14 protein-coding genes are annotated in these 24,698 nt (G+C 69.8%); 7 read left to right on the top strand and 7 right to left on the bottom strand.

Going from position 1 to position 24,698, the window contains the following annotated elements:
* The first annotated feature begins 2 nt into the window (after nucleotides 1–2).
* Genes recC through recD form a run of 3 tightly spaced genes read left to right on the top strand, consistent with a single transcriptional unit; the run spans nucleotide 3 to nucleotide 8,853 of the window.
* Entirely contained in the window at nucleotides 3–3,467 is a 3,465-nt protein-coding gene (recC, locus tag AAIL17_RS07645) for an exodeoxyribonuclease V subunit gamma (protein ID WP_424682230.1), read from the top strand.
* On the top strand, nucleotides 3,464–7,024 hold the full coding sequence (locus AAIL17_RS07640; protein WP_424682229.1) for a UvrD-helicase domain-containing protein: 3,561 nt from the start codon (nucleotides 3,464–3,466) through the stop codon (nucleotides 7,022–7,024). Before recC ends, AAIL17_RS07640 begins: the two co-directional genes overlap by 4 nt.
* Nucleotides 7,021–8,853: an exodeoxyribonuclease V subunit alpha gene (recD, locus tag AAIL17_RS07635; protein WP_424682228.1), complete on the top strand. Its 1,833-nt coding sequence runs from the start codon at nucleotides 7,021–7,023 to the stop codon at nucleotides 8,851–8,853. Before AAIL17_RS07640 ends, recD begins: the two co-directional genes overlap by 4 nt.
* Nucleotides 8,854–9,029: 176 nt before the next feature.
* On the opposite strand, the gene AAIL17_RS07630 is transcribed toward recD, so the two are convergent.
* The 7 genes from AAIL17_RS07630 to AAIL17_RS07600 all read right to left on the bottom strand — a co-directional run bounded on the left by AAIL17_RS07630 (nucleotide 9,030) and on the right by AAIL17_RS07600 (nucleotide 19,778).
* The gene (locus AAIL17_RS07630) at nucleotides 9,030–10,076 is read right to left on the bottom strand and encodes a serine hydrolase domain-containing protein (protein ID WP_424682227.1); all 1,047 of its coding nucleotides are present in this window, start codon (nucleotides 10,074–10,076) and stop codon (nucleotides 9,030–9,032) included.
* A gap of 52 nt (nucleotides 10,077–10,128) precedes the next feature.
* Nucleotides 10,129–10,794, bottom strand: coding sequence for a M15 family metallopeptidase (locus AAIL17_RS07625; protein ID WP_424682226.1), 666 nt, complete (start codon nucleotides 10,792–10,794; stop codon nucleotides 10,129–10,131).
* Between the two features lie 233 nt (nucleotides 10,795–11,027).
* A complete protein-coding gene (locus AAIL17_RS07620) occupies nucleotides 11,028–12,632 on the bottom strand; it encodes a serine hydrolase domain-containing protein (RefSeq protein WP_424682225.1) in 1,605 nt (534 codons plus the stop codon).
* The gene (locus tag AAIL17_RS07615) at nucleotides 12,619–13,833 is read right to left on the bottom strand and encodes a dipeptidase (protein WP_424682224.1); all 1,215 of its coding nucleotides are present in this window, start codon (nucleotides 13,831–13,833) and stop codon (nucleotides 12,619–12,621) included. Before AAIL17_RS07615 ends, AAIL17_RS07620 begins: the two co-directional genes overlap by 14 nt.
* 14 nt (nucleotides 13,834–13,847) lie before the next feature.
* The gene (gene lysA, locus AAIL17_RS07610; RefSeq protein WP_424682223.1) at nucleotides 13,848–15,134 is read right to left on the bottom strand and encodes a diaminopimelate decarboxylase; all 1,287 of its coding nucleotides are present in this window, start codon (nucleotides 15,132–15,134) and stop codon (nucleotides 13,848–13,850) included.
* A 69-nt stretch (nucleotides 15,135–15,203) separates the two neighbouring features.
* Entirely contained in the window at nucleotides 15,204–18,206 is a 3,003-nt protein-coding gene (locus tag AAIL17_RS07605; protein ID WP_424682222.1) for a TonB-dependent receptor, read from the bottom strand.
* 63 nt (nucleotides 18,207–18,269) lie between these two features.
* Nucleotides 18,270–19,778 (bottom strand): transglutaminase-like domain-containing protein, encoded by a 1,509-nt coding sequence (locus AAIL17_RS07600; protein ID WP_424682221.1) that lies wholly within the window; start codon nucleotides 19,776–19,778, stop codon nucleotides 18,270–18,272.
* 262 nt (nucleotides 19,779–20,040) lie between these two features.
* Between AAIL17_RS07600 and AAIL17_RS07595 the strand changes: the two genes are divergently transcribed.
* The 4 genes from AAIL17_RS07595 to AAIL17_RS07580 all read left to right on the top strand — a co-directional run bounded on the left by AAIL17_RS07595 (nucleotide 20,041) and on the right by AAIL17_RS07580 (nucleotide 24,655).
* A complete protein-coding gene (locus AAIL17_RS07595) occupies nucleotides 20,041–21,192 on the top strand; it encodes a DUF819 domain-containing protein (protein ID WP_424682220.1) in 1,152 nt (383 codons plus the stop codon).
* Between the two features lie 17 nt (nucleotides 21,193–21,209).
* On the top strand, nucleotides 21,210–22,610 hold the full coding sequence (locus tag AAIL17_RS07590; RefSeq protein WP_424682219.1) for an SH3 domain-containing protein: 1,401 nt from the start codon (nucleotides 21,210–21,212) through the stop codon (nucleotides 22,608–22,610).
* Nucleotides 22,611–22,706: 96 nt separating this feature from the next.
* Nucleotides 22,707–23,804: a dipeptide epimerase gene (locus tag AAIL17_RS07585; RefSeq protein ID WP_424682218.1), complete on the top strand. Its 1,098-nt coding sequence runs from the start codon at nucleotides 22,707–22,709 to the stop codon at nucleotides 23,802–23,804.
* Entirely contained in the window at nucleotides 23,804–24,655 is an 852-nt protein-coding gene (locus AAIL17_RS07580; protein WP_424682217.1) for a MurR/RpiR family transcriptional regulator, read from the top strand. The genes AAIL17_RS07585 and AAIL17_RS07580 overlap by 1 nt, the downstream gene beginning before the upstream one ends.
* Nucleotides 24,656–24,698 lie beyond the last annotated feature (43 nt).

The raw sequence follows: 24,698 nt of genomic DNA, 5'->3' as shown, positions 1-24,698 counted from the left end.
CCATGCCGAACGCTCCGATCGACGACCTCTCAAGCGGCCTGACGGTGATCCGCGCCAGCCGCCTGGAGGCGCTGCTGGAGCCGCTGGTAGCGCTGCTCGACGCGGCGCGACCGGCCAACGTGCTGGCGCCGCAGACGGTGATCGCCGCGCACCCGGGCATGCGCCACTGGCTGGCCGGGGCACTGGCGCGCAGGCGCGGCCCGGGCGGCGTCGTCGCCAACCTGCGCATCACCCTGCCGAGCAGTTGGCTGGACGAGCTGGCGCTTGCCGTGCTCGGCAGTACCGCGGTGGCGTTGACGCCCTATCGGCGTGACCGCCTGCGCTGGCGCATCCACGAGCTGCTGCCCGGCATCGACGATCCCCAGGTGCGCGCCTACCTCGCCAGCGGCGATGCCGCGCGCCGCCGCTACCAGCTGGCCGACCGGCTGGCGCGGCTGTACACGCAGTACCTGACCTACCGGCCCGACTGGCTGCAGGCGTGGGAGCGCGGCCGCGACGACGTGCCCGAGCCCACCTTCATGGCGCCGCTGTGGCGCGAACTGCATGCGGCGATCGGCACGCCGCACCGCGGCGAGCGCGTCGACGCGCTGGTGCGCGAGCTGGCGAAACACCCGGCAACGCAGGCCACCTTCGAACCGCTGCACCTCTTCGGCGTGAGCCATCTGGCGCCGGCGGAGCTGGCCCTGCTGCGCGCGGTGGCCCGCATACGCCCGGTCGTGCTCTACGTGCCCGATCCTTGCCGCGAATACTGGGCCGGCCTGCGCGGCGAGCGCGCGCAGTTGCGCGAACTGGCGAGGCGCACCGACTTCACCGAGGACTCCGAGCAATTCTTCCAGCAACTCGGTCACCCGTTGCTGGCGGACTGGGGCCGCATGGGCCAGCACTTCATGCTGAACCTGCAGGACGTCGATGACGGCGTCCGCATGGACGTGCGCCACTGGCAGGACGAGCGGCCGGACGAAGGCGGCGGCGTGCTGCAGCGCCTGCAGGAAAGCCTGCGCCAACTCGAGCCGGCGCGCGTCGCACCGCTCGCCGCCGGCTACGACGCGGCCATGGCCGACCGCTCCCTGCGCGTGCACTTGTGCCACACGCGCCTGCGCGAGCTGGAAGCGCTGCGCGACGTGCTGCTGCACGAACTCGCCGAGCGCCCGGAACTGAAACCCTCCGACATCGTCGTGATGGCGCCGGACATCCAGGCCTACGTACCGCTGCTGCCGGTGGTGTTCGGCGAGCCCGGCCGCGCGCAGGGTCCGCTGCCCTACCACCTGGCCGACGTGGCGGTGGCGCGCACGCATCCGCTGCTGGAAGCCTTCAGCCGGTTGCTGGACACGCCCGACGCCCGCCTGGGCGCGCCCGAACTGCTCGACCTGCTCGAGGTTCCCGAGATCGCCCGCGCGTTGGCGCTGGACGAGGACGACCGCGAAACGCTCACCCGCTGGCTGCGCCAGAGCCGCGTCGCCTGGGCGCTCGACGGCGAACACCGCGCGCGTTTCGGCGTGCCGCCGATTGAGGAAACCACCTTCGCCTGGGGCATGGACCGGCTGCTCGCCGGTTACGCCATGGGCGACGATGCCGCGGGGCAGGGCGAAGCCTGGTCGCTGCCGGACGGCGAGCTGTGGCCGGTCGAAGGCGTGCACGGCCCGCAGGCGCAGGTGCTCGGCGCGCTCGACCGCCTGCTGCTGGAACTGGCCGCCCTGCAGCGCGATGCCGCGCAACCGCGCACCGCGTCGGCCTGGGCCACGCGGCTGGAACAGCTGCTCGACGCGCTGTTCCGCATCGACCCGCGCGACGGCCAGGCCGTCGAGGCGCTGTCGCTGCTGCGCCGCTTCATCCAGGCCACCGCGGCGGAAACCGCCGACTGCGGACTGGATCCGCTGCTCGACTTCGCGGTGGTGCGCGACGTGCTGCGCGAACGCCTGGCCGCGACGCCGGAGCGCCAGCGCTTCCTGCTCGGCGGCGTCACCTTCTGCGGCATGGTTCCGCAGCGCGCGATCCCGTTCCGGGTGGTCGCCGTGTTGGGCTTGAACGACGGCGAGTTCCCGCGCAATGCCAGCGATGCGGGCCTTGACCTGATGGCGCGCCACCGCCGCCTGGGCGACCGCGACGTGCGCAGCGACGACCGCTACCTGTTCCTGGAAACGGTGATGGCCGCGCGCGAGGTGTTGCACTTGTCCTACCTCGCCGAGGGCGTGCGCGACGGCAAGCCACGCAACAGCGCCGCGCCGCTGGCCGAGCTGATGCAGTTCCTCGACGAACAGGCCGGCCTGCGCGCGGAGGCGGCGGACGTCGACGAGCAGCCGCTGCCGCCGGGCACGGCGCGCACGTTCCGCCGGCCTTGGCGCGTGCGCCATCCGCTGCAGCCGTTCGACGCGCGGTACTTCGACGGCAGCGACCCGCGACTGTGCTGCTACGACACGGGCTTTGCCGCGATGCGCGCGGGAGGCGAGGCACCACGGCCATTCCTCAACGGGCCGACGCCGCAGGAAGCGGCGCCCGACGCTGGGCCGATCCCGCTGCGCGAGGTGCGAGCCTGGTTCCGCGATCCTTCGCGCCAGCTTCTGGCGGGGCAGTTGCACGTGCGCCTGGATGCGCTGGAGGACGACCGCCTGCAGGGCCGCGAAGCGCTGCAGGCCAGCGTGTCGGCGCTGGAGCGCGTGCCGCAGCGGCTGTTCTTCGAGGCGGTCGGCGACGGACGCTTCGAACTGCCCGAGCAGGCGCCCGCATGGCTGCGCCTGGGCGGCGTGCTGCCGCCGGGGCGCATCGGCATGGACGCCTGGACGGCCGAACGCGCCAAGGTACAGACCCTGCTCGCACTGGCCGCCGACCACCCGCTGTTCGCCGGTGCGCTGCCGTATCGCACGGCGGTGCCGTTGCTCCAGACGGTGGCAGGCCTGGCGGTCGAAGGGACGCTCGAGCGCGTGTGGAGCACGGGCGACGCGCGCTGGCAGTTCGAGGTGTATCCCGGCAAGGCCGAGGACAAGCTCGGCTTCCGCGAGCGGGTGCCGTTCTTCCTCGAATGGGCGCTGCTGCGCCTGTCCGCCGAACCATCGACACCCGTGCGCGCCTGCCTGCTCACCGAGGGCGCCGAGCACGCGTGGGAGGCGATGTTCAACGGCTGGGACGATGCCTATCGCGCGGCCGATGCCGGGCAGTCGCGGGCCATGTACGAAGATCTCGCTGCGCGCGTTGCCGCGTTGTTCGACCTGTGGCGCCAGGCGCAGCGCTACCCGCTGCCGTACTTTCCCAAGACCAGCTGGGCCGCGCTGGACGATCGTGCGGAGAAGGCGCAGCAGACCTGGGCCGGCAGCTTCGGCCATCCGGGCGAGCGCGACTACGCACCCGGCTATGCGTGGCTGCTCGCCAGCGACGCCGACTTCTCGCCGGACCAACCTGCGTTTGCCGAACTGCAGGCCTTCGCCACCCGGCTCCTGCATCTGATCCACCTCGACGTGGCGGTGGCCGCATGAGCGCCACCGTCGTCCGCGACTGGACCGAGCTGGACCTGGCCAGCCCCGGCCGCACGCTGATCGAGGCCAGCGCCGGCACCGGCAAGACCTGGACGATCTCGGTGCTGTACCTGCGCCTGCTGCTGGAGCAGGGCCTTTCGCCCGCGCAGGTCGTGGTGACCACCTTTACCGATGCCGCCGCGCAGGAACTGCGCGAGCGCCTGCGTGCGCGGCTGGCGTGGGCCGAGGACCAGGCGCTCGCCTGGCCGGTCGATACGCAGGCCGACGCACCGGCCGACCTCGACTGGCTGCACGCGCGCTGGCGCGCCGATCCCGCGCAGGCCGGGCGCGACCGCCTGCGCCTGCGTCTGGCCCTGGCCGACCTCGACCGCGCGCCGGTCACCACGCTGCACGGCCTGTGCAAGCGCATCCTCGACGATTTCCCGTTCGAGAGCGGCGCCAGCCTGCAGGCGGGCGAGCTGGTCTCGTCCGAGGCCCTGCTGGACGAATGGGCCGAGGATCTTTGGCGCCAGCTGCAGCAGGGCGATGCACCACCGCCGCCGGCCGCACCGTCCTCGCTGGCCGAACTGCGCCGGTTGCTTCGCGCCTACCTGCAGCCGGGCGTGGCGCTGTGGACGCCGGACGAGCACGAGCTGGCCCGCCTGCTGCCGGTCGAACGCGCGGATGCGCTGGAGGCCTTCGCCGACCGCGCCGACGTGTTCCAGCCGCGCAAGTCGGCGCTGAAGAACGCGCTGCGCGCCTTCGCCGGCTGGCTGCGCGACCGCAGCCAGGAGTTGAAGGACTCCACGCTCAAGAACCTCGCGGCGGCGCCGTGGGACGACCAGCTGCAGCCGCACGTGCCGGGCCATCCCGACGACGCCGGATTGCTGCGCTTCGTGACCGACGCCTGCCGCGTGCTCGGCTACGCCCTGCACGCCGACCATGTGCGCGCGTGGCAGGGTTGGCTGGCCCAGGTCGACGCCTGGCGTGTCGAGCGGCTCGCCGCGCGCGGCCAGCTCACCTTCGACGAACTCATTGCGCGCGTGGGCGCCGCGCTGGCGCGGCCGGACCGGCGGCTGGCCGAGCGCCTGTTCGCGCAATGGCCGGTCGCACTGGTGGACGAGTTCCAGGACACCGACGCGCAGCAGTACGCCATCCTCGACGCCATCTACCGCGACCGCGACCGCGACGGCGCCGCGCGCGGCCGGCTGGTGATGATCGGCGATCCCAAGCAGGCGATCTACCGCTTCCGTGGCGGCGACATCCAGGCCTACCTCGCCGCTGCAGAAGCCGCCGACGAAGAATTGCGACTGAGGGTGAACCAGCGCTCCGCCAGCGGCCTGGTCGAGGCGACCAACCAGTTCTACGCGCTGGTCGGCGAGGCGTTGGGCCGCTTGCCCGATACGCCGATCCGCTACGAACAGGTGCGCGCCGCCGGCCGCCGCGACCAGGCGCCGCTGACCGTCGACGGCATGCCGCTGGCGCAGCCGCTGCAACTGCACTTCAACCCCGACGTACCCGAGAGCGCGCCGGCCCGCCGCCGCGCCGCGCTGGAAGCCTGCGCCGCGCAGATCGCCGGCATGCTGGGCGACGGTCGCCACCGTATCGGCGAAGCGCCGCTGGCGCCGGGCGACATCGCCGTGCTGCTGCCGGGCAACGCCGACGTCACCGCGCTGCGCGCGCTGCTGCAGCGCTACCGCGTGCCCTGCGTCGGCGCCGGCCGCAGCAGCGTGTTCGACGTGCCGGCGGCGCGCGAGCTGCACGTGCTGCTGTACGCCGTCGAGCACGCCGGCGACGAGGGCGCGGTGCGCGCAGCGCTCTCCACCCGGCTGTACGGCCTGGACTACGCCGCGCTCAAGGCGCTGCGCGAACAGCCCGACGCGTGGCTGGCCTACGAGCAGAAGTTCGCGGCCTGGCGTGCGCGCTGGCAGCGCGAGGGCGTGCTCGCCGTGGTGCGCGCGCTGATCGAGCGTGCCGCACCTCGGCTGCTGGCGGGCGACGACGGCGAGCGTGCGCTCACCGACCTGCGTCACCTGGGCGAACTGCTGCAGGCGCAGGCCGAGGCGACGCCCGGCGCGGCGCAATTGCTCGACTGGCTGGCGCGCCAGCGCGACGGCGAGGATGCCGGCGGCGACGCGGCCGAGGAACGCCAGCTGCGCATCGAATCCGACGCGCGCCGGGTGCGCCTGATGACCCTGCACGCCAGCAAGGGCCTGGAGTTCCCGGTGGTGTTCCTGCCGCTGATGTGGAACCACTGCCGCAACGACAAGGACACCGACGTCGTCATCCACGAGCCGCTGTGCGACCGGCGCGTGGTCGGCTTCGGCAAGGCAGCGAAGGCGCAGTACGACGCGGAGGGCCAGGACGAGCGCTTCCGCGTGCTGTACGTGGCGCTGACCCGCGCGATCCACGCCTGCCACGTCTACGCGCTGCCGCCCGATCGTCCTGCCGACGGCAAACGGCACAAGGACGGCACGCCAAGCGCGGCGCGAAAGGATCCGGAGCGCGCACCGCTGGACGCCTCGATCGAGCGCCTGCTGCAACGGCTGGAGGCCGGCGATGACCTGTCTGCGATCGCACCGCGGCTGGCCTGGTCGACCGCCGGCTGGCCCTGGCGGGCCGAACCGCTGGCGCAGGCCCGGGACGATGCGCCTCCCCGCCAGGCGCGGCCGTTGCCCATGGTGCGGCCGATGGCCCAGGTCTACAGCTTCTCCAACCTCACCCGCGGCGCACACGCCGGCGCGCTGGAGGACCAGGCCGCCAGCGACGAGGCCGTGCCCGCAGCGGCCGACGACGCGCTCGCGGCGCCTGCGCCGCGTTCGGCGCCGCACCCGGAACTGCTCGCACTGGCCGGCGTGCGTGGCGCGGACATCGGCAACGCGATGCATGCGATGTTCGAGCTGCGCGCCATCGGCCAGCCGATGGAACGGCAGAAGGGCCTGATCGACCGCTGCCTGCGCGATTTCGGCGTACGGCTGGAGGATGCCGGGCGCGAGGCCTTCATCGCGCGGCTGGCGCACCGGCTGCAGGGCAACCTCGACGCAGCGCTGTTGCCGGGCCTGCGGCTCGGCGAACTGCCGGCGGAGCGGCAACTGGCCGAAATGGAATTCCACTACGCGCTGGACGACGCCTCGATGGCCGCGCTGCGCGAAGCGTGCGCGGCGCTGGGCGAGCCGGCGCTGGTGCCCTTCGCCAGCAGTGGCCACCTGCGCGGGCGCATGACCGGCAAGATCGACCTGATCTTCGAACACGACGGCCGCTACCGCGTGCTCGACTACAAGAGCAACTACCTGGGCGAGCACGTCGAGGACTACCAGCCGACGGCGCTTGCCGCGGCCATGGACGCGCACCACTACCGCTTCCAGGCGCTGCTCTACACGGTGGCGCTCGACCGCATGCTGCGCCAGCGCCTGCCCGGCTATGCCCGCGAACGGCATTTGGGCGAGGCGATCTACCTGTTCGTGCGCGCGGTGGGCCTGGCACCGGAGGCGGGCGTGTGGCGGCATCGCTTCGACGATGCGCTGATCGAGGCGGTGGACAACGTGCTGGCGGGACGCGAACTGGAGCTCGTCGCATGAACGCCTACCGTTTCCAGCGTGCTCCCGCCGAACTGGCCGACGCGCCCTGGCGGCCGCTCGATCGCGCGCTGTTGCGCTGGGCGCTGGCGCATGGCGGCTCGCCGCTGGTGGCGCGGCTGGCGGCGTGGGCCAGCTTCGCCGACGGCGAGGGCGACACCGCGCTGCCGCTGGACGGCCCGCAGGCCGGCCGTCACGGTGCGCCGGTGCTGTCGCCCGACGAACTGGCGATGATGGCTGCCGATCCGCTGGTCAGCGACGGCAGCACGCCCGCACCGTTCGTGCTCGATGCGCCGGGCCGGTTCTACCTGTGGCGCAACCACGCCGACGAGGTCGCGGTGGCGCAGCAGCTGCGCATGCGCCGCGAAGCGGGCAACGGCATCGCCGCGGACGAGGCGGTGCTGGACGAACTGTTCGGCGGCGTCCGTGGCGAAGCGGTCGCGCGCCAACGCCAGGCGGTGGCGCAGGTCGGCGGGCGACGGCTGTTCGTGCTCACCGGCGGGCCTGGCACCGGCAAGACCACCACCGTGCTGCGCATGCTGCTGCGGCTGCAGCAGCTCGATCCCGGCAAGGTGCCGACCATCCAGGTCGGCGCGCCCACCGGCAAGGCGGCGCAGCGGCTGGTGCAGTCGCTGCGGCAGGGCAAGCAGGCGCTGCAGGCGTCGCTGCCCGACACGTGGCGGCCATATCTGGAATGCATCCCGGACGGCGAGGCGCTCACCCTGCACCGCATGCTCGCCTACGATCCGCGCCGCAACCGCTTCGCCCGCGACGCCACGCATCCGCTCGCTGCCGACATCGTGGTGGTCGACGAGGCCTCGATGATCGACTTGGCGCTGCTGCGCGCGCTGCTCCAAGCCGTACGTCCGGACGCGACCCTGGTGCTGGTTGGCGATGCCGACCAGCTCACCTCGGTGGCCGCGGGTTCCGTGCTGATGGACGTGGTGGCCGTGATGGAGGCCGAACGGGCGCCGGACATCGTGCGGCTGGAGCACAGCTTCCGCGCCGGGCAGCAACTCGTGCCGGTCAACCGCGCGGTGCGCGCCGGCAACGCGCCCGCCTTCCGCGAGGCCGTGGCGCACGCCGGCGACCGCGCGCGCTGGGCAGCGGTCGACGACGTGGCGCGGCTGCGCCGGGAGCTGGGCCACTGGGTCGAGGAACTGGCCCGCATGCCGATACGTCCCGGCCTTCCCGCGCACCACGCGGGGCCGGAAGAGGCCGGCTCCGAACGCAGCACGCTCGCCGTGCAGGCGCTGCACGCGCTGGCCCGGCGCCAGTTGTTGTGCGCGCTGCGCGAGGACTCCTTCGGCGCGCTCGTGCTCAATACGTGGATCGAGCAGCATCTCAAGCAGGCCTGGGACGTGCCCGCGGACCGCGTCTGGTACCCGGGCCGCGCCGTGCTGGTCACGCGCAACGACTACGCCACGCGCCTGTACAACGGCGACGTCGGCCTTTGCCTGGCCGATGCGGACGGCGCGCTGCGGGTGTGGTTCGAGACCACCACCGCCGACGGCGAGCCGGCGGCACGCAGCTTCGCCCCAGGCACGCTGCCGGCGCACGAGGGCGCGTTCGCGATCACCATCCACAAGAGCCAGGGCTCCGAGTACGACGAGGTCGCCGTGCTGCTGCCGCCGGACCCGGACAGCCGCATCCTGTCGCGCCAACTGCTCTACACCGGCCTGTCGCGTGCGCGGCGGACGGCGTTGCTGTGGTCGTCCGAGGCCTCGCTGGACGCGGCGCTGGCGAGGCCGGTGCAGCGTGCCGGTGGACTGGCCGACCGGCTCGCGAGTGCGCCATCGGTGGACGAGCCGCAGCAGCTTTCGCTGCTGTAGGCCCAAACGGGGCGACGTAGGGTGGGCTTCAGCCCACCGCGCCCCGCCGCATCGCGTATGGTGGGCTGAAGCCCACCCTACGAGGGTGTCGCGTGCGGACGCTTCCCCGACGAAATGGATCTCCGCTTTCGCGGGAATGACGTCAAAGGGGAAACAAGCCGCGCGCGGTGCCGGCGCTATTTCCCCAGGAACGGCTGCGCGATCTTCAGCACCGTCTGGTAGGGCTCTGGATCGTTCCGGTTGCTGAGCAGGATCACCGTCAGGTGCTGCTTCGGCCAGCGCACGATCACATTTCGGAAGCCGATGCTCTCGCCCGAGTGCCACAGCGTGTCGCCAGTGATGCGCCAGCCGTAGCCGTAGCTCGCCTCGTAGGGCTCGCCGGTGACCTTCACGTGCGGGCTGAAGGCGGCCTTGCGCGAGGCGTCGCTGAGCAGGCGGTCGTCGTAGAGCGCCGCGTCCCACCGGCTCAGGTCGTCGATGTTCGAGTAGATGCCGCCGTCGCCGCGGGTGGCGGAGGTGAGGCTCTGGTCGGTGCGCAGCCAGCGGCCCTTGGTCCAGCTGTAGCCGTAGGCGCGGTGGGGCACGGTCTTCGCGTCATGGACATAGAGCAGGGTGTGGTCCATGTGCAGCGGCGTGAAGATGCGCTGCTTCAGGAAGTCCTGCAGCGTCTGGCCGGAGGCCTTCTCCACCACCAGCCCGAGCAGCACGTAGCCGGTGTTGCTGTAGCGGTAGGCGCTGCCCGGCGGGAAGTAGCTGCGCGGCGTGGCCGAGAGCATGCGCAGCACGTCCTGGTCGTCGAGCTGCGCGGTCTGGTTGGGCGGGATCAGGTCTTCGTAGTCGATCAGCCCGCCGGTGTGGTCGAGCAGCTGCTTCAGCGTGACCTTGTCGGTGGTGGCCGGCAGCGAGGGCAGCCAGTGGCGGATCGAGTCGTCGAGCTTGAGCTTGCCGTCCTCGGCCAGCAGCAGGATCGCGGCGGCGCTGAACTGCTTGCTCACCGAGGCGAGGCGGAAGTCGGTATCCGGCGTGACCTTGGCGTGCCGCTCCAGGTCGGCCAGGCCGTAGCCCTTGCGCAGCAGCGGCTTGCCGTCCTTGAGCACCAGCAGCGCGGCGCCGGGGACGTCGCCCTGGTACTTCTGCATCAGTCGATCGGCGTTCTGCACGGCGTCGGTGGCGCAGGCGGCACCGGCGGCGATGAGCGAAGCGAAGATCAGGGCAAGGCGCATGGCGTATCTCCGTGCGTTGGACTCGAGCCTTTCTTCCGGCGGGAGTGGGGTATTACTTCACCGGCACGTCGTAGATCGTGTGCGGCGTGGGTTCGTTGGCCCAGGTGTAGTGCCACCACTCCATCGTGTAGTTCTTGAAGCCCTCGCGTTCCATCGCCGCGCGCAGGCGCAGCCGGTTGGCGTGCTGCGCGGGCGTGACGTCCGGCGTGTCGGTATGCGCGCGCACGTCGAAGAAGTCGAAGTGCGTGCCCATGTCCAGTTCTTTGCAATGGCTGCCGTGGTCGTCGCACTGCTCCATCGTGAGGTCGGCGGTGCCGCCGCGGCTGTGGCCGGAGACCGGTGCGATGTAGCCGTGCAGCAGCACGCTCTTGTCCAGGCGCGGGTAGTGTTCGGCCTTGGTGTGCTGGTCGGACAGGTCGTGCGCCCAGCGCACGAAGTTCGCCACCGCGCGCGCGGGGCGGTAGCAGTCCCACATCTTCAGTCGCGCATGCTGCTTGCGCAGATCGTGCTCGACGCGGGCCATGGCTTCGGCGACCGGACGCTTGAGCAGGCACTTGGGCGCGAGATAGCCGTCCACCGGCGCACCGACGAAGTTGTCGTGGCCGGCGTACTTGATGTCCTCGGCCATGTCGGGGACGAGCGTGCGGATGTCGACCAGGTCGGCTTCGGCGGCGGTCCTGGCGGGCGACAGCGTGACGGCCTCGTCCGCATGGACCATGTTGCCGGCCAGCAGCAGGCACGCCGCCGCGAGCAGCCCCGTCGTGATCCTTCCTCCGCTTGCGGGGGAAGGTGCCGCAGGCGGACGGGGGCGCTCCTGGCGGAAGGTTTGCGAGCTGGAAAGCGCCCGCCCCGGGCTCCCCCCATTCGCCCTTCGGGCACCTTCCCCCGCGAGCGGGGAAAGGCTCGGATTGTGGGCTGCGCCGAACGTAGGGGAAAGGATAGGTTCGTGGCTCATGGACAGTCTCCGATGCGTTCGAAGTGCAGGTCCTCATAGTCCGAGCTGAAATCGCCCAGCGGGTCGAGCTTGGCCATGCTGAGCGTGGGCGGCGAGCCGGCGTGCGGGTCCAGCCAGGCGTCGAGGTCGACCGCCGGGTCGTCCCAGTGGACCAGGTAGCGCTTGCCAAGTTGCTTGACGCTGCCGTGCATGTGCGGCGACTTGCGCGCGGCCCACTGCACGGTGCCGTTGACCGGGCAGAGCGTGATCTCGCCGAACCACGGATCGCGATAGCGGCCGCTCCAGGCGAAGGCGCCCGGCGCGACCGTGGCGGCTGCGGAGGTATCCGGCGCGCGCGCGGCGGCAGGACGCTGCGCCGCCTCGTGGTCGAGCGCGTCGGCGTACCAGCCCACGCCGTGGCCGTCGCCGGGCGCGGTGAAGTGCTTGGTCAGCACCTCGCCCAGCACCGTGCGCGCGTCCTCGGCTTCGCCGTTGATCATGAACACGAAACCGCTCCTGCGATCGGGCAGCAGCGCCAGCATCGAGTACATCCCGCCCAGCGTGCCGGTGTGCCAGACCACCCACTGCCCGTCCACGTCGGCCATGCGCCAGCCGTAGCCGTAGGCCATCACGTGCGTGCGGTCCCAGGCGCGGCGCTGGCTGGACACCGGGATCAGCATGTGCGGGGACTGCAGCACCTGGCGCTGGGTGGAGGAGAGCCACTGCAATTGCGCCGGCGTGGGCGCGAGCCAGTTCTTTGCCCAGCTCAGCATGTCGGTGAGGTCGCAACGGATGCCGCCGGCGGGGTCGGAGGTGATTGCGGGGATGGTCGGGCCGTCCTCGCGCATGACCCGGTTGCGGCCGTCCTTGCGATAGTGCGGCTGGGCCACGTTGCCGACGGCGTCGCGGCTCCAGGTGCCGACCTGGCAGCGCGACAAGCCCAGCGGTTCGAACACTTCGCGGTGCATCAGCGTTTCGTACGGCGCGCCGCCCGCCGCAGCGGCGACTTCGCCGGCCACCACGTAGAGCAGGTTGTCGTACTGATATTGCGAGCGGAAGCTGTAGCCGGGCTTGATGTAGCGCAGTCCGTGGATGATGTCCTGGCGGGTGAAGGCATTGGGTTCGGGCCACAGCATCAGGTCGCCGCCGCCCTCGGGCAGGCCGCTGGAGTGGGTGAGCAGGTCGGCCACGCGCATGTTCTTCGTGACCCACGGGTCGGCCATGCGGAAGTCGGGCAGGTACCTGGTGACCGGATCGTCCCAGGCGAGCTTGCCCTGGTCGACCAGCCGGCCGAGCAGCGCGGTGGTCATCGCCTTGCTGTTGGAAGCGATCTTGAACAGCGTCTCGGGCGTGACCGGCTGTCCCGAACCGGCCACGGTCTCGCCGCGCGTGGCGGCGTAGACGACCTGGCCGTTCTCGATCACGCCGACCGCGATGCCCGGCAGGTGGTAGCGCGCGACGACGGCATCGACGATCGGGTCGTAGGTCGGATCTGCCGGCTGCGCCGTGGCGCCGAGCGCGGCGACCAGGAGCGCTATGCCCAGCGCGGCGAGGCCGAGGCGCTTCCTGCCCGACGGATGATGGCCCTGGAGAGCAGACGCCCTCCGCTCAGTGCCGCGCATCGCGCTCCACCTCGCGCCACACGCGCAGCAGGTTGCCGCCCCAGATCTTGGCGATGTCCGCGTCGCTGAAGCCGGCGCGGCGCAGCGCGGCGGTGACGTTGCGCGTCTCGCTGGCGTCCTTCCAGCCGGTGATGCCGCCGCCGCCGTCGAAGTCCGACGCGATGCCGACGTGGTCGATGCCGGCGACATCGGCAATGTGGCGGATCTGCTTGACGTAGTCGTCCACGGTCGGCAGCGGGAATTGCTGCTGGATCTTCGCCATGCCCGCGGCCATCGCCGGCAGGTAGTCGTGCTTGTCGCTGTCGTATTCCTTGTCGCCCGCCGCGTGGGCGACCTCGGCCTGCAGCTTCTTCTCGGCAGCCTCGCGGCCCGGGTCGTTCTTGAGGAACTCCTTGTAAGCCACCGCCTGGATCACGCCACCCTTGGCGCCGATCGCGCGCAGCAGGTCGTCGGGCAGGTTGCGCGGGTGGTCGAGCACGGCGCGGGCGCCGGAATGCGAGGCGATCAGTGGCGCCTTGGACACTGCCAGCGCGTCACGCACGCAGGCGTCGGAGGCATGCGAGATGTCGACCATGATGCCCAGCGCATTGGCGCGCGCGACCACCTGGCGGCCGAAGTCGGTCATGCCATGGTCGCCCTTGCTGTTCATCGCCGCCTCGCCGTTGTCCTTGTCCGGCAGCGAACTGGTGCACAGGTCGTTGTTGCCCACGTGGACCAGCCCGACGTAGCGCGCGCCGCGGTCATAGGCGGCATCCAGCCGCTTGAGGTCATGGCCCAGCGAATAGGCGTTCTCGATGCCGATCATCGCCGAGAGCAGGCCGGCCTTGCGGTTGGCCATCGCCTGTTCGGGCGAGGTGGCCAGGCGGATGCGGTCCGGATACATCATCAGCATGCGGCCGATCGCCTCGTACTTCTGCTCGGCCTGGTTCACCGCCTTGGCGTAGCCGGCCGCGTCGAGCTTGTGCTGCGGCACCCAGATCACGAAGAAGGCGGCGTTGAGGCCACCGCGTTCCATTTTTCCCAGGTCCACCAGCAGCGGCGTGTCCTTGCCGACGTCGAAGCGCGGCTCGCGCATATAGGTGAACGGGATATCGACGTGGGTGTCGATGGTGATCGGCGGATCGGGCGGAGCCGTCTGCGCCAGCGCGGGGAAGCTGCCGCCGAGCAGGGCGAGCAGGACGAGGTGGCGAAGTCGGTTCATGCTAGCTCCTAGAGTCAGGGGGCCTGCCAATCCTGCGCCGGTTGTTCGCCGGCGACCATCTCTTCGAACGTCTGCCGGCGCCGGACGACGGCGTAGCGGCCGCCGTCGAGCAACACCTCGGCGGCGAGCGGGCGCGAGTTGTAGGTGGACGCCATGGACATGCCGTAGGCGCCGGCGCCCTGGATGGCGAGCAGGTCGCCGGGCGCGCATTCGGGCAGTGCGCGGCCGCGGGCGAAAGTGTCGCCGGTCTCGCAGACCGGGCCGACCACGTCGTAGGTGGCCGTCGGGCGCGGCTCGGGCGAGACCGGCACGATGTCGTGCCAGGCGTCGTAGAGGCTGGGCCGCAGCAGGTCGTTCATCGCCGCGTCGAGCACCAGGAACCGCCGTTCGGTGCCTTCCTTGATGCGCAGCACGCGGGTCAGCAGGATGCCGGCCTCGGCGACCAGGTAGCGGCCCGGTTCGAGCAGCAGGCGGCCGTCGAAGCCGGCCAGCGCCTCGCGGATCACCTGGACGTAGTCGGTGGCGTCGATCGGCTGGTCCTGACCGGCGCGATAGCGCACGCCCAGGCCGCCGCCGACGTCGATGCTGGCAAGCGGATGGCCGGCCGCGGCCAATTCGCGCCAGAACGCGGCGACGCGGTGCAGCGCCAGCCGGAACGGATCGAGGTCGAGGATCTGCGAGCCGATGTGCACGTGCAGGCCATCCAGCCGCACGTGTTTGAGCTGCGAGCGTTCGGCGAACCAGCGGCGCGCCTCGGCGATGCTCACGCCGAACTTGTTCTCGGCGCGGCCGGTGGAAATCTTGGCGTGGGTCAGCGCGTCGACGTCGGGGTTGATGCGCACCGCGGCGTTGGCCATCACCTGCCGCACCGCGGCCACGCGTTCGATCGCGTGCAGTTCGTCCAGCGACTCGACGTTGAAGCGGGCGATGCCGGCCGCGAGCGCCGTGTCGATTTCATCCTCGGTCTTGCCTACGCCGGAGAACACGATGCGCGCGGCCGGGATGCCGGCGTCGAGCGCGCGGCGCAGCTCGCCGGCCGAGACGATATCCGCGCCGAGCCCGGCCTCGCCCATCAGCTGGAGGATCGCGCGGTTGCTGTTGGCCTTGACCGCGTAGCAGATGGTGGCGTCGAGCCCGTCCAGCGCCGTCTTCAGCCCGTCGATGCGCTGGCGGATCGCGTTGGCGGAATAGGCGTACAGCGGCGTGCCCAGGCGGCTGGCCAATGCCTGCAGGTCCACGCCATCGAATTCGGGTTGGGATGTCGCCACGAAGGGTTTGTCGTGGCGGGAAGAAACGTTCATCAGGGTCATCGACAACCTGGAAAAAAAGGACGGCCCGCGGTGTTCCGCGGGCCGTCAGGCGGGGAGGCCTTAGAAATCCACGCTCACCGTCAACTGCGTGAAGCGCGGCGCCTGGAAGCCGATCGGCTGGCGGAAGGTCGGGTTGGTTTCGTTGGAGATGTCGGTCTGCAGGTCCTGGTCCACGCGCACCGTGCGCTGCTGGTTGAGCAGGTTGTACACCGCCAGCTTCACGCGCAGGTTGCCGCCGCCCTCGAACGGCAGGATGTAGCTCAGGCTGGCGTCCAGGGTGTAGGTCCAGGGCATGTTGCCGTACTTGCCGCGCGGCGAGCGCACGTAGACGCGGTCCTCCGACGTGCTCGAATCGCAGTTTTCCACGCAGATGTAGTAGCTGTGGTAGTTGGTTGCGTCGAACGGATTGCCCACGCCGAAGCCGGTGATCGGACCGCCGGACTGGATGTCCGCGTTGGCGCCCACCTGCCAGTGCGAACTGAGCGCGTAGGTGCCGCGCAGCTTGAGCTGGTGGCGACGGTCGTTGGGCAGGTAGCCGTCGCCGCCGAAGTTCACCCACGGGTCGTCGAAGTTCTCGGTGCGGCCGGTATCGGAGAAGTTGGTGTCGGAGTTGACCGGACCCTCGGCGTTGCCGCGGTTCCAGGCCAGCACGTAGGAGGCATTGAACGCCCACTTCTCGTCCCAGGCGCGGTCGAGCTGGAACTCTACTGCCGTATAGGTGCGCTTGGGCTTCACCCAGCCGCGCTGGCCCAGGTAGTTGCCGTCGGCGTCATACATGGCCCAGCCTTCCTTGGAGGTGTCCACCGTGAGGTAGCCGTCCGGCGTGCCGTCACAGTTGGTATCGCCCCACACGGTGACTTTCTTGCCCGGGTTGGCCATCACCCAGCCGATGTAGCCGTCGCCGCCGCACTGCGCGGTGGCGCTGATCTCCATGTCGTCGATGGCGTTGTGCAGGCGCCGGTAGGTGCCGCTGACGCCCCACGACCAGTTCTGGTTGAGCATCTGCTGGAAGCCAAGGATGGCCTCGTCCTGGTAGACCGGGTCCATGTCGTGGTCGACGGCGGCGCGCTGGTCGCGCACGGTGCCGTCACCCTGCGAGACGTCCACGTCGCCGATCTGCGGGCCCAGCTTGGGCACGACGTACTGCACGCCGTTGATGGTCTGGTACTCCCAGCCGTCGAAGGCGTAGTAGGTGCGCTCATCCAGCAGTGCGCCACCCTGCTTGATGTTGATGACGTTGGCCACCGGCAGGTAGTAGCGGCCCAGGTTGCCGAACAGCTTGGTGCTGCCGTCGCCCTTCATGTCCCAGGAGAAGCCCAACCGCGGGGCGATCTGCCGGTCCATCTTGATGTACGTGTTGCCCGCGCCGTCCTTGTTGTCGAAGCTGTCGTTGCGCAGGCCCACGTTGAGCACGAAGGTGGGCGTGATCGACCAGTTGTCCTCGAGGTACCAGGCCGAATTGTTGGTCTCGTAGTCGCCGGAGATCTGGTAGCGGCGTGCGCGGATGTAGGCGTCGTAGCCCGGCGGCACCACGCCGCCGTTGGAGATGGTCGAGCCGGCGTCGGCCGCGTACAGGTTGTAGTAGTACGCGCCGGGGCCAGCGTAGTACTGGTCCAGCGAGGAGCTGTCGACTTCGTGGTCGTAACCGAAGCGCAGCAGGTGGTCGCCCAGCGTCCACTCGAAGTCCGCGCGGCCCTGCTTGCGGATGTCTTCGCGGTTGTACACGGTGGAGCTGTTGGTGCAGCCCAACTGCACGCCCGGATCGTGGATCGACAGGAAACCGTTGGTGGCGGACACGTAGTTGCACTGCGCGTCGAGCAGGGAGCTGGTGCGCGACTGGCGCTCGTTGCGGCCGTACATCAGCTTCATCGACAGGTCGTTGGTCAGGTAGCTGGACCAGGTCAACGCCCAGTTGCGGCCGCCGGTATCGTTGTAGACCTGGTTGATCCGATCGCTGCGGGTGTCGGTGTCGAAGTCGTAGCCGTACTGGTCGCCGACGTTGTGGTTCTTGTCCGAGAAGGCCATCAGCGACAGCGTGTTGTTGTCGGTGATGTTCCAGTCGATGGTGCCGCCCCAGAAGCCGGTGTTGGCGCCGTTGACGGTCATCGAGGTGCCGGTGTTGTCGGTGTTGCGCGGCGAGCTGCCGCGCGCCTCGTACATGGCGAAGAAGAACAGCTTGTCCTTCACGATGGGACCGGAGGCCCAGCCGTTGACCTTGACCAGCGAGTCGCGGTCGCGGCTGGCGGTGTAGTAGCGGCGGCCGTCGGCGTCGTAGTGGTCGTGCGCGGTCGAATGCCAGCTGCCCGGCTCCATGGTCAGCTCGGCGCCGGCCTTGAACTCGTTGGTGCCCGAGCGTGCCACTGCGTTGACCACGCCGCCGGTGGTGCGGCCGAACTCGACCGAGTAGCCGCCGGTCTTGACCTGGAACTGGTCGTAGAAGGCGAACGGCGCCTCGGAGAAGCCGTTGCGGTTGTAGAAGTCGGTGACGTTGAGGCCGTTGACGTAGAACGCGTTCTCGGCGATCGACGAGCCGCCGAAGGAGATGCCGCCGAAGCCGGCGTTGCCCTTGACCACGCCTGGCGCGAGCAGCGCCACCGAGGTGACGTTCTGGTCGACCGGCAGGCGCACCAGGTCGGCGCGCGAGACGATCGTGGCCGATTCGGTAGAGCTGACGTCGATCACCGGCAGCACCGAGCTGGTGACGTTGATGGTGGCCAGGCTGGTCGCGTTCACCGCGCCCAGGTCGACCGTGGTGGTGGTGCCCAGCGCCACCGTGACGTTGCGCGTCGGACCGACCTGCTGGCCGCCGCTGCTCGCGCTGATGGTGTACTGGCCCACCGGCAGGAACGGCAGGCGGTAGCTGCCTTCGCTGTCGGCGACGACCGAGCGGGTCAGGCCCGTGCTCGGGTTGGTCACGGTCACCGTGGCGCCGGCCTGGGTGTGGCCGGCGACGGCGCCGTCGTTGTTGGCGGCGTGCGCCGGCGGCGCGCCGAAGGCGGCGAGCGCCAGTCCGAGTGCCGTGCCGAGCACGGTCCTGCGCATGTTCCAAACCTTGCTGCTCATTTCCCCTACTCCCCTCGACGCCGGGTCGATGTCAGTTGAAACGTTGGTTGCTTGTGTTGTTGGTTACTTCTTGTTGTCGCGTCCGTGCAGGAACTGCCAGTCGAAGTGGTAATCCCACTTGTCGAAATAGAGATTGCCGCCGCGCCACTCGACCTCGCCGCGTTGCGAATCCACCGTTTCCGAGCGCGGAAACTGCTTGGCGGGCACGAACGGGCGGCTGTAGTCGTCGTTGAAGGCGATGCGGTAGGCGTCCAGGCCGCCCAGGTAGAACCAGCGCAGGCGCGGATCGTCGCCCGGCTTGGGCTCAAGCTGGCCGAAGGTGACGTCGACCGGGACCCAGCCGTAGGGCGCGAAGTAGACCTGGCCCCAATCGTGGATGTTGTCGTACGTGCCGTCGGAGAACATCCAGCCGGACTGCCAGCGCGCCGGGATGCCGTTCATGCGCAGCAGCGTGAGCAGCAGCAGGGTCTGCTCGCCGCAATCGCCGTGGCCGGCGTGCAGGGTGTAGTCGCCGATGTTGGTGATCGTGGAGTACTCGCGCGCGCCGGCCCACGGGATCCTGTCCACGGCGGCAAACAGCTTCTGCGCGATGCGGTACGGATTCTTCTCGTTGCCCACCACCTTGCGCGAGAACGCGCGCATGTCGTCGGTGAACACGATGTGCGGCGGGCGCGGTTCGACGAAGGGCTTGAGCTCCGGCGTGATGGTCGCCGGGACCACCTTGGCCGGATCGATCGGGTGGTATTGCGCGCGCAGGGTGAGCTCGTAGGTGAGCTTGAACACCGTCGGCTGGCCGGCTTTCGCTGGCGCCTCCATGTAGGCCGTGCGCTGGAGCGTGTCGGCCGGAGCGACGCGTGCGCCGGCCGGCTGGCTCGCGACCAGCTCGATGTCGTCCTGCTGACCGGGGATGGCGCGCGGGTAGGGAATCCAGGCCTTGAGCGTTTCGCCCGCCGGCACCGCGTCGGGGTCGACCGTGAGGGTCTGGGTCACGCGCACCCGCATCGGCAGCACGCCGGTCTTGCCGCTTTGGAGCGCTTCGCGGAAAGCGGCGCGGTGGTGGTCGTTGAGGGTTTCGTTCGGTCCGTTGGGAGGCGACGTCGGCGGCGCGCCACGGCGGTCACGCGCTTCGGCGCTGAGCAGGAACAGGTTGGACGGCGCGCGGTTGAAATAGAGCGTGCGGCCGTCGATCACCATGTGCTCGATCAGCCCCGCATCGTCCCAGCGCGCGAACTCGGCGTCGGTGAGGTCGGGGATCTGCTTGCGGATGCGCGCCTTCGCGTCATCCGCGGTGAGCTTGAAGTCGAGCAGGATGCGATGCATGCGCTCGCGCTGGAACTCGAGCGCCTCGCGCGCCTCCGGCGTGAGGCCGGGCTGGGCCAGCGCCTGCGCGATGGCGGCGCGGGCGGCATCGAAGTGCCCGTGGTCGATCTGCGCCACGATCGCCGGCGGCCCCGGCGGCGGCAGGCTCGCCAGCGTCGGCGTCGCGCAGCCGAGCAGGGCGGCCAGCACGGCGCCCGCGAGCGTGCGCCGCGCAGCGTCGTGTTTGCGTTGCTTGCCTGGCACCCTCGTCATGTCGCGACCGCCCCCGCCAGTTGGCATCAAGGCCTTGTGTAACACGCTTGCAAAAGGCGGTCAATAATTTATGCTTCAGTTCAAACTATGAGGAATGACCTATTCCCGATGGTGAAGGAACTGCGTATATCCGGGGGCGTTTTTCCCGCCGCGGCGCATGCCTTCCGGGCCCTTGCCGGCAGGATCATCATGGGCAGGGGCGTCGCGGGGGATGAAGCATGAGTAGAGGTGGCCCGGTGCGGCGCCCATCGAGGGGAGCGAAGTGATCCACACGGTATGGCCGTACCTGGCCGTGATGCTGCTGGCGGCCGGCGTGTTCCCGGCGATGGAGCGGCGCTTCGGCTGGCGCGTGTTCAACGTGCTGCCGCCGATCGTGCTGATCTACCTGATGGTGACGGCGCTGTCCGTCTCCGGGCTGTGGCAGCTCACCGACGAGATCAAGAGCGCGCAGTCGGTGCTGATCGCGCACATGGTGCCGGCGCTGCTGTTCCTGCTGATGATCAATTGCGACCTGCGCGCGATCTTCGCGCTGGGGCCGCGCGTGCTCGGCGTGTTCGCCTGCACCACGGTGAGCCTGTTCATCGCCTTCATCGCCACCTTCCTGATCTACCACCGCTGGCTGCCGGGCGACGACTGGCATCCGCTGGCGGCGCTCTCGGGCAGTTGGGTGGGCGGCACGGCCAACATGATCGCGGTGAAGCAGGGCATCGGCATGTCCGACCAGCACCTGGCGATGAGCCTGCTCACCGATGCGATCTGCTATTCGATGTGGGTGGTGGTGCTGTTCTCGGTCGCGCGGCTGGCGCCGGCGTTCAACCGCTGGACGCGCGCGACCTCCAGCGGCGACCTCAAGGTGGCCGAGACAAAGAGCACCGGCCCGGCCACCAACGACAGCGTGCTGCTGTGGCTGGGGTTCGCGCTGCTGGCGGCCGCGCTGGCGGCTTGGGTGGCGCGCTACCTGCCGACCTCGACCATGGTCAGCGCCACCACCTGGACCATCCTGCTCGCCACTGGCGCGGGCCTGGTGGTGGCGCATACGCCGCTGGCGCGCTTTCCCGGTGCGAGTACCATTTCCAGCGCGCTGCTGCTCGGCGTGGTGGCGGTGCTGGCCTCGCAGAGCAACTTCCACGGCATCGCCGCGGCGCCGCTCTACCTGCTCTGCGGCGTCACCATCATCGCACTGCATGCGGTGCTGCTGACCGGCTTCGCCAAGCTGTTCCGCTTCGACCTGTACCTGTGCGGGATCTCCTCGCTGGCGCACATCGGCGGCGTGGCGGCCACGCCGATCCTGGCGGCGAGCTATTCGCGCGCGCTGGTGCCGGTCGGCATCCTGCTCGCGCTGCTGGGCTACATATTGGGTACCGGCTTCGGCCTGCTGGTGGCCTCGGTCATGTCTGCGCTGGCCGGGCCCTAGCCATGAGGACCACGAACATGCGAATCCTGCTTTCTTCCGCATTGCTGGCACTGCTGCTGGCAGCATCACCGGTGCAAGCGCGCGACCAGGTCTCGACGCTGCCGGTGCCGCCCTCCGGCGTACTCGGCGTCGGCGATGCGCAGCTGACGCCTCAGTTCTGGATCGGCCTGCAGTCGCAGCCGGACCGGGAGATCATGAGCCGCCGGCAGATCGAGGCGCAGAACGCCGCACTGTTCGCGCAGGACAAGTCCATGCACGACCTGCGCAAGCTGCCCGCGACGCTGGGCGCCGCGCAGGTGCGCGGCTGGATCGAAGACCTGGCCGACGCGCCGACCAAGCCGCTCTATGACGTGGACGGCAAGCCGGTGCCGCAGGCGACGCTCGAGGGCATCGTCGCAGCTCGCGCGCTCGACACGATCCCGGCCAGCCAGAAAACGCGTTACGGCATGGTGGTGCGCCGCGCCGCGTTGCGCACCTTCCCCACCACGTTGCGCGTGTTCAGCCGTCCGGGCGACACCGACATCGACCGCTTCCAGGAAACCGCCGAGTTCCCCGGTACGCCGGTGGTGATCGCGCATGCCAGCCGCGATGGGCGCTGGCTGTTCGTGGTGAGCCCGCGCTACGCCGCCTGGACCGAGGCGAGCAACATCGCCGAAGGCAGCAGGGACGCCGTGCTCGGCTACGCCGACAAGACGCCGTACCGCATCGTCACGGGCGCCAAGGTCTATACGGTCTACACGCGCGAGGCGCCGGCCGTGTCGCAGATGGAACTGGACATGGGCACGCGCGTGCCGGTGCTCACCGACTTGGCCGCAGACCAGGCGGTCAACGGCCAGACGCCCTACGCCGCGCACGTGGTCGAACTGCCGGTGCGCAAGGCCGACGGCTCGCTCGCCTTCAGCCCGGCGCTGATCCAGAAGAACGCCGACACCGCGCCCGACTACCTGCCGCTGACCCCGCGCAACCTGATCACCCAGGCGTTCAAGTTCCTCGGCGAGCGCTACGGCTGGGGCCACGCCTACGACGGGCGCGACTGCTCCGGCTTCGTCTCGGACGTCTACCGCTCGATGGGCGTGCAGATGCCGCGCAACACCTCCAGCCAGGGCGTGAGCCCGGCCTTCGCCAAGCGCACGTTCACCAAGTCGAGTTCGCACGAGGAGCGCCTGCAGGCGGCGCACGCGCTCGAGCTCGGCGACCTGGTCTACATCCCGGGCCACGTCATGCTGTCGCTGGGCCAGTGGAAGGGCCAGCCGTGGGTGATCCACGACGTGCTGGGCATGAGCTACCGCACCGCCGACGGCTCGATCAGGCACGTCAAGCTCAATGCGGTCTCGGTGACGCCGCTGCTGCCGATGCTCGCCGGCAAGGACTCCACGTTCATCGACCACATGACCAGCAACGTGCGCATGCGGCCATGAGCGACCCGTAGGGTGGGCTTCAGCCCACCAGACGTTCCCGCGACAGGGCCGGTGGGCTGAAGCCCACCCTACGGACCACAGAAGAACAAGCAACCCATGAAGATCACAGACATCCAGTTCGGCATGCTGAGGGTGCCCCTGAAGACACCCTTCAAGACCGCGTTGCGCACCGTCAACCAGGTCGAGGACATCGTGGTGATGGTGCATACCGACACCGGCCAGGTCGGCTACGGCGAGGCGCCGGCCACCGCGGTGATCACCGGCGACACGCACGGCTCGATCGTCGATGCGATCCGCCACTACATTTCGCCCCGGCTGATCGGCCAGGAGATCGCCAACCTCAACCGCCTGACCCATCTGGTGCAGGGCTCGATGGAGAAGAACTCCAGCGCCAAGGCGGCGGTGGAGATCGCCATCTACGACCTGTGGGGCCAGCTCTACGGCGCGCCGCTGTACAAGCTTCTGGGTGGCGGTGACCCGGTGATCACCACGGACATCACCATCAGCGTGGACTACATCGACAAGATGGTGGCCGACTCGGTGGCCGCTGTGGAGCGCGGCTTCGAGTCGCTCAAGATCAAGGTCGGCAAGGACATCGGCGTCGACATCGAGCGCGTGAAGGCGATCTACGCGGCGGTCGAAGGGCGTGCGCTGCTGCGCCTGGACGCCAACCAGGGCTGGACCGCCAAGCAGGCGGTCTACGCGCTGCAGACGCTGGAAGAGGCCGGCATCAAGCTGGAGCTGGTCGAGCAACCGGTCAAGGCGCGCGACCTGGAAGGCATGCGCTACGTCACCGAGCGCGTGCACACGCCGGTGATGGCCGACGAGAGCGTGTTCGGTCCGATGGAGGTGATCGAGCTGATCCGCATGCGCGCGGCCGACATCATCAACATCAAGCTGATGAAGACCGGCGGCATCTCCAACGCGATCAAGATCGCCGACATCGCGCAACTGCACGGCATCGACTGCATGATCGGCTGCATGCTGGAGTCCTCGATCAGCGTGGCGGCCGCGGTGCACGTGGCGGTGGCGCGCGCCGAGGCGATCAGCAAGATCGACCTGGACGGCCCGTCGCTGGCCCAGTTCAACCCGGTCGACGGTGGGGTAATCTTCAACGAATCGGAAATCTCCGTGACCGACGCCCCGGGCCTCGGCATCCGCGAGATCAGGGGCCTGGAGAGGATCGACGACTGATGTCGCCGCTGGTCAAAATCCGCTCGGAACGCGACCAGATGTCCGCGGTCGAGCGGCGCGTGGCCGACTTCATCCTGGAAAACGCGCACCTGCTGCGCGACTACTCCTCGCAGCAACTGGCCAACGCGCTGGGGATCAGCCAGTCCAGCGTGGTCAAGTTCACCCAGAAGCTGGGCTTCAAGGGCTATCCGGACCTCAAGTACTCCGTCAGCGAGGCGATCGCGCGCGCCGACAACGGCGACGCGCCGGCGCTGGCGCACGCCGGCGAGGGTGAGGAGGAAGGCCCCGGCGCGCTGTGGCGGCGCAAGTCCGAGGCGGAGGAGGCTACCCGGCTGATCAACCCGCCGGAAGTGATCCACGCCATCGCCGCGGCCATCGAGCAGGCGGGGCGCGCGGGCAAGGTGTTCATCATCGGCCTGGGCGAGGACGACATCTACGCGCGCAACTTCGCGCTGCGGTTGTCGCTCTTGGGCATCCTCACCGTGCACAACTTCGACACCGCGCGGATGACCGCCAACGTCTCGGCCGCGGGTGCCGGCGACGTGCTGGTGGTGTTCTCCGAGCACGGCAACCATCCGGCGCTGTGCAAGATCGCGCGCTACTTCCGCGAGCGGCGCGGCAAGGTGATCAGCGTCACCCGGCACACCGCCAACCCGATGCGCGCGCTGGCGGACATCCAGTTGCTGGTCAGCGCGCACGACGAGCGGCCGTACATCCAGCCGCTGCTCTACCAGTCGGCCCTGCAGCACCTGCTCGACTGCGTGTTCGTGCTGCTGTGCGAAAGCCATGACGACCGCCATGCGCAACTGCTGGCCAACCTCGACCGCATCCAGTTGATGCTGGAGCCGTGAATGCGCGCCGATCGCCCCGTAGGCGGGCTTCAACCCGCCAGGC

Origin of the sequence: Frateuria sp. YIM B11624, assembly GCF_049727805.1 — a bacterium.
GTDB lineage: Bacteria > Pseudomonadota > Gammaproteobacteria > Xanthomonadales > Rhodanobacteraceae > Frateuria_A.
Note: the sequence above shows the minus strand (reverse complement) of the source record. Positions and strands in the feature narration are given on the sequence as shown.

Coding starts and splice junctions, on each gene's coding strand:
- AAIL17_RS07625 (WP_424682226.1), bottom strand. CDS start 10,794: ATGGTCCATGCGGACGAGGCCGTCACGCTGTCGCCCGCCAGGACCGCC.
- AAIL17_RS07620 (WP_424682225.1), bottom strand. CDS start 12,632: ATGCGCGGCACTGAGCGGAGGGCGTCTGCTCTCCAGGGCCATCATCCG.
- AAIL17_RS07585 (WP_424682218.1), top strand. CDS start 22,707: ATGAAGATCACAGACATCCAGTTCGGCATGCTGAGGGTGCCCCTGAAG.
- lysA (WP_424682223.1), bottom strand. CDS start 15,134: ATGAACGTTTCTTCCCGCCACGACAAACCCTTCGTGGCGACATCCCAA.
- AAIL17_RS07605 (WP_424682222.1), bottom strand. CDS start 18,206: ATGAGCAGCAAGGTTTGGAACATGCGCAGGACCGTGCTCGGCACGGCA.
- AAIL17_RS07630 (WP_424682227.1), bottom strand. CDS start 10,076: ATGCGCCTTGCCCTGATCTTCGCTTCGCTCATCGCCGCCGGTGCCGCC.
- AAIL17_RS07640 (WP_424682229.1), top strand. CDS start 3,464: ATGAGCGCCACCGTCGTCCGCGACTGGACCGAGCTGGACCTGGCCAGC.
- AAIL17_RS07615 (WP_424682224.1), bottom strand. CDS start 13,833: ATGAACCGACTTCGCCACCTCGTCCTGCTCGCCCTGCTCGGCGGCAGC.
- recC (WP_424682230.1), top strand. CDS start 3: ATGCCGAACGCTCCGATCGACGACCTCTCAAGCGGCCTGACGGTGATC.
- AAIL17_RS07590 (WP_424682219.1), top strand. CDS start 21,210: ATGCGAATCCTGCTTTCTTCCGCATTGCTGGCACTGCTGCTGGCAGCA.
- recD (WP_424682228.1), top strand. CDS start 7,021: ATGAACGCCTACCGTTTCCAGCGTGCTCCCGCCGAACTGGCCGACGCG.
- AAIL17_RS07600 (WP_424682221.1), bottom strand. CDS start 19,778: ATGACGAGGGTGCCAGGCAAGCAACGCAAACACGACGCTGCGCGGCGC.
- AAIL17_RS07580 (WP_424682217.1), top strand. CDS start 23,804: ATGTCGCCGCTGGTCAAAATCCGCTCGGAACGCGACCAGATGTCCGCG.